This window comes from Vibrio fujianensis (genome assembly GCF_002749895.1).
Classification (GTDB): Bacteria; Pseudomonadota; Gammaproteobacteria; order Enterobacterales; family Vibrionaceae; genus Vibrio; species Vibrio fujianensis.
This window is the reverse complement of the sequence record NZ_NBUS01000041.1, coordinates 344,846-349,958: the sequence shown is the minus strand read 5'-3', so window position 1 is coordinate 349,958 and position 5,113 is coordinate 344,846. Positions and strand designations below refer to the sequence as shown.

Genomic DNA, 5,113 nt, shown 5'->3' with positions numbered 1-5,113 from the left:
TCTCGTTTAGAAGTCATTGATTCACAATTGATGCCATGGGATCAGTTGGAGTCAATTTTATTGACCTTAGCCAACATCAAATGATGATTGATTCAGCAAGATAAGAAGACTGTTTCTCAGCCTTCTTATCTTCTCCCTAAAGGGAGGAGTTTAAGCGTTATTCGCTTTGATAGCAGGCTTATCCGATAACACTTTACCATCCTTAATAGTAATGATCCGCCGAGTGCGCTGCGCCAGTGCCACATCATGAGTGACAATAATCAGCGTTCGTCCCGCTTGGTGGAGTTGATTGAACAGGGCTTCGATTTCAGCGCCTGATGTTGAATCCAGCGCCCCTGTGGGTTCATCGGCTAAAATGATTTGTGGGTCATTAACCAGTGCTCGAGCAATAGCCACTCGCTGTTTTTGACCACCCGATAGTTGATTAGGTTTATGATAGAGGCGATCGCCCAAACCAACGCTCTCTAATAAATACTTTGCCCGTTGACGCCTTTCTTTCAACTTCGTTCCGCTATACACCAGTGGCAGAGCGACATTGTCAATCGCATTCGCATAATCAAGTAAATTAAAACTTTGAAAAACAAAACCAATTTTTTGATTTCTTATCTTGGCTAACTGGTGATTGCTTAACGATGATACTTGTTTGTCTTCGAGTATATAGTTACCACTGGTTGGGGTGTCCAAACAGCCAAGAACATTCATTAAGGTCGATTTGCCTGAGCCAGATGGACCAAGAATAGCAAGGTATTCCCCTTTATTGATATTCAGTGAGACATTATCCAGCGCTTTGACGTGTTCTTCACCACTTCGATAATGCTTACAGATATTGGAGAGTTGCACGAGAGGAGATTGATCATTCACTTTGTAATGCCTCTAATGGAGTGATATTTGCTGCGCGATTAGCTGGAAACCAAGCCGCAATGACGCCGATGATAATTAATGCTGCCATAACCAAAAGCAGAATTGGCCATGATAGTTCTGGTTGAGGTTTACCCAACTGATCATAAAGAAAGTTACCTTGCAGTGGTAATTGTTGAATAAGACGGATCAGTGCGTAGCTAAAACTCAATCCAACGATTCCCCCCATAGCCATCGTTAGGATGGATTGCACTAAATAATGCAGGCGAATATTGGTGCTGGTAGCGCCAACCGCCATTCTGACACCGATATCTCGCGTAGCGCGTTTGACGGTTGCATACATTACATTGGCAATCCCAATCCCTGCAACGCTTAAAGTCACAAGACCAATCACCCCTAAAAAGCTTTGCAGACCGAGTAAAAAGCGTTGCATGGTTTTTTGTCTGAGTAGCATGTCTTGGGTTTGAATTAACTGCTCATCACTGAGATCGGCAGAATATTTTCTGGCTAACACCTGTTTAATCACTTGAGCTAATTGTTCGCGATCTGCCTGTGCTGTGGGTTTGACATTAATCGCCGTAATCGGTTGATTGGGATAAAAACGTTGCCAAGTACTTAAAGGAACAAATAACGAATAATCAATGGGTAAGCCATCTTCTACTAGTGAGCTATTGGTTTTAATGACTCCAATTACTGTGAAGTCTTCATCACCGACTTTAACGATGTTACCGACGGGATTGATGGTTAACACGGGCGATTGCAGGAAATCCTCGTCGCTGTCTTGATTAAACAACTGACTTGCAGTGGTATAACCCAACACGATGACTTTACGCTGTTGCTGGTTATCTAATTGATTAAACCAGCGACCGCCGGGCATTATTTCTATCCCTGTCAATTGAGCATAATCAGGACTAACGGCATAGGGCGTTCGCCAACTGCTGTTTTCTTGGTAACTGACGGTTTTCTCCCACACAGCACTGACTTCTGCTTGTTGTACATTGGGCAATGCACGGATTACATCGACATCTTGCGCTTGTAAAGTCACGGCTTGGCCGCTAAAGAATCGCCCACTATTGATAGTGGCGTAGCCGGGAGTGATGTAAATCAGTTGACCATTACCGCTTTGCGAGGCGCGGGTTAACCCTTGTTTTAGCCCTTCGCCGCTGGCTAACATGATGCTAATGCACAAGGTTCCCCAAGCGACGGCAAGTATCGTGAGTAAAAGACGCTGTTTTTCTGCCAGCATTTCTTGAACAATTTGTCTGATTGGCAGCATGCTATCCTCTTGCACTTAAAGCTAACACTGGCGTTAAATGGGCGGCACGGCGCGCTGGAAAATAAGCGGCACATAACGCGAGGCAAGTGGTGATCAAGAGCGAGCCAATGATCGATGCGCTGGTGATGATCGGCGTACCCAGCCATTCAGGCAAACCCAATTGATTGAGCGTTGCAATGGTTAAATACGAGAGGCCAATACCGAATGTGCAGCCAAGAGCAACCAATAACGTGCCTTCGAGTATAAATTGCCAGAGGATAGTGTTTGGGGTTGCCCCTACCGCCAGTCGCACACCTATTTCTCGCGTTCGTTCTGTCACCGATAAAAACATAATATTCGCTACGCCTAACGCGCCAACGGCAAGTGTTATCATGCCACTCGCACCTAAAAACAGCTGAATACCGCGAAATAGCGCATTGATAAATTGAGCACCACTACTGAAGTCTGGTAAATAAACCGCTTCGCTATCGGTTGGATCATAGTGTTGCTGCTTGGCAAAAAACGTTTGTATGGTGTGACGTAAAGCTAGGCCGGGAATATCCGCTTTAGGTTTTACCAATAAAGAATAGGGTTTACTTTGCCATAAATCGGTAAAGGTCGTGCTAGGGATCATCAATTGATTACTTTCATTATTTAATGATACACCGCCTTCTTTTTGCTCAGTGATACCAATAATAAAAAAGGGTACGCCATTGACCTTAACGCTATCGCCGAGCGCCAATTGACCGACTTGGGCTAATTGCCAACCGATGATCGCTACTCTCGCATGATTGAGTACATCATTAGGGGTTATCGCACGCGACGCCGGACGTAAGGTTAGACTTTGTAAAGCAAAATAATGCTCATCAACCCCAGCGACATAACCTGGTAGTGAGCGTCCTTGATCGTTGGTGACGTTGGCATCCCATTTTCCGTACATCACCGACAGTTGCTCTATCGCTGATTGTCTGGCTAACGCGTGCATTTGCTCCTCGGAGATCCGGATCGGTCGTTTCGCTGGTAGCCCTTGCCATGGTTTAGTCGTTTGACTAGGAAAAGCCATCTGAGTATCACTCATCAGTAACGCAAAGGATTGAGTATTCACTCGATAAAAACCTTCACCTAAAGCGACCAAAACCAGTACCGACAGCATTCCCCAGACAATAGCAATAATGGCTAATGTGCTGCGCAAGCGGTGTGCCAACAAAGTTTGGGCAACTTGTAGAAATAGGCTGTTCATGACTGTAGTGCTCGTGCGATTAACGCGATACTCTCATCATCTAATTTGCCAACGGTTTTTAGCAAGGCAATGCGATGATGCCAGTAGTCGTATAAACGAGTTTGTAAGGTATGTTTACTATTAAACAGTGCATTATGAGCAGTGATCACCTCAGAAGCTTCGGTCATCCCGGCGTTATACACTGCTTGCTTACTTTCTAACGCGGTTTGTCGCGCCAACACTTGTTGTTGGGCAATTTCAATCCGTTGCCATTCCAATTGCAGTTGATGAAAGCGAGTTTGAATTTCTTGTTGAATGTCAATCTCGACTTTTCTCACCGCTTGCTTGTTGTTTAAGATAGTGAGTTGAGCGCGATCCACACTAGAACGTGTCGCCCCATTTAAATCGATAGGCACACTGAGCGTCAGCCCTGCATTCAAATCACCATCACGACCTTGATCAGTACTTTGATAGGATACGCTACCTGATAACGTCGGGTAATATTTAGCTTTAGCGGCGTCATGGGCAAATTGAGCCGCAGTTAACTCTTGTATACTGGCTAACAAGGTCGGACTGTTGTCTTTGGCAAGCTTAATCCATTGTTGTTCAGTCGCAAAAGGCAAAGTGGGCTGCTCTGATAGCTGCGTATTGATTTCATTGATTTTATCAACGGGCTGATTAATGAGTGCCGTTAACGCATATTGTTTACTAGCAAGAGCCGATTGTGCGGCAAGTAAAGCTGCTTGCTCATCAACATGATTGGCGCGCATATCTTCTAACTCTGTGGCGCGAATTTTACCGGCCAGATAGCGCTGCTCAGTGATCTCCAGTAATTGTCCACCTTCACGCCATTTTTCTTGAGCAAGATTCAAATCGCCTTGAGCGCTTGCCACATCAAGATAAGCGGTCAGTAAACGGGCAGCAAGGTGATTGTATTCCGCTTTTGCCCGCAGTTGCGTAGCGACATAGTGAGCTTGAGACTGATCAAGCGCAGACCAAGCAGAGCTATCCCAAAGGGTTTGACTTAATGTGGCGCCATAACCTCTTTGGTTGTCACCATCTTGGTTCCAACTGGTTTGCGCCGTGATATTCAGCGATGGGCGTAATACGCTAGTGGCTGTGGCGACGTCAGTTTGACTAATTTGCGATTGGATTTGTGCCTGCATGTAGGTTGGATCAGCGGTTTTTGCCGCTTGCCAAGCTTGTTCTAACGTAATAGCAAAAGCGGGCTGACTGATCGCAAGTGCTAATAATCCATAACGGGTAAAATTGATCAAGGCATTAGTTGGCATAAGAATGACCCAGCATACTGTTATCAACAATGGTTTGTTGGTTTTCAAGTCCAGATATAATTTGCACATTGATGCCATCGGATAACCCTAATGTTACTGGCTGTGCGGTGAATCCATGTTCTGAATCATCAGCAATTAATACTTCGGCTTGATTACCTTGAAAACGTAATGCACGTTCAGGGATCGTCACGACATCGTCGACTTTCTCTAAGATGATATGAGCGGTGGCTGAAAAACCGGAGCGAAGGGTAATTGTATCAGGAAAGCTCAGTTGGCTAATCTCGACTTCAAAACCATTATCAAACCCTGTGCTATTGGTTGAGCTAGGGTTATTAAGCTTTTCTGATTGCACGGCGACTTTACTTAATACGCCATCGATATTAATGGTTGGAAAGGGCGCAAGTACAACCGTAACTGGCATACCAACGGCTAATTGCGCGGCATCGTGTTCGCTGACACTGCCTTTAAAAATCATGTTGTTCATATCGG

General features: G+C 45.1%; 5 protein-coding genes. All 5 read right to left on the bottom strand.

Annotated features, from left to right (window positions below):
- Nucleotides 1-150: 150 nt before the first annotated feature.
- Nucleotides 151-861, bottom strand: a complete 711-nt coding sequence (locus B7C60_RS08780; protein ID WP_099611317.1) for an ABC transporter ATP-binding protein — start codon at nucleotides 859-861, stop codon at nucleotides 151-153.
- Nucleotides 854-2,134 carry an ABC transporter permease gene (locus tag B7C60_RS08775; RefSeq protein ID WP_099611316.1) on the bottom strand — a complete coding sequence of 427 codons (1,281 nt, stop codon included), beginning with the start codon at nucleotides 2,132-2,134 and terminating at the stop codon, nucleotides 854-856. Before B7C60_RS08775 ends, B7C60_RS08780 begins: the two co-directional genes overlap by 8 nt.
- Before the next feature lies 1 nt (nucleotide 2,135).
- Nucleotides 2,136-3,353 carry an ABC transporter permease gene (locus B7C60_RS08770; RefSeq protein ID WP_099611315.1) on the bottom strand — a complete coding sequence of 406 codons (1,218 nt, stop codon included), beginning with the start codon at nucleotides 3,351-3,353 and terminating at the stop codon, nucleotides 2,136-2,138.
- Complete coding sequence (locus B7C60_RS08765) at nucleotides 3,350-4,624, bottom strand: TolC family protein (RefSeq protein WP_099611314.1); 1,275 nt, start codon at nucleotides 4,622-4,624, stop codon at nucleotides 3,350-3,352. Before B7C60_RS08765 ends, B7C60_RS08770 begins: the two co-directional genes overlap by 4 nt.
- A partial coding sequence (locus B7C60_RS18645) for an efflux RND transporter periplasmic adaptor subunit (protein WP_425445501.1) occupies nucleotides 4,614-5,113 on the bottom strand: 500 nt, incomplete at its 5' end. The genes B7C60_RS08765 and B7C60_RS18645, both read right to left, overlap by 11 nt.

Excerpts from the sequence above, each read along its gene's own strand:
- B7C60_RS08770 (WP_099611315.1), bottom strand. The coding sequence starts at position 3,353 with ATGAACAGCCTATTTCTACAAGTTGCCCAAACTTTGTTGGCACACCGC.
- B7C60_RS08765 (WP_099611314.1), bottom strand. The coding sequence starts at position 4,624 with ATGCCAACTAATGCCTTGATCAATTTTACCCGTTATGGATTATTAGCA.
- B7C60_RS08775 (WP_099611316.1), bottom strand. The coding sequence starts at position 2,134 with ATGCTGCCAATCAGACAAATTGTTCAAGAAATGCTGGCAGAAAAACAG.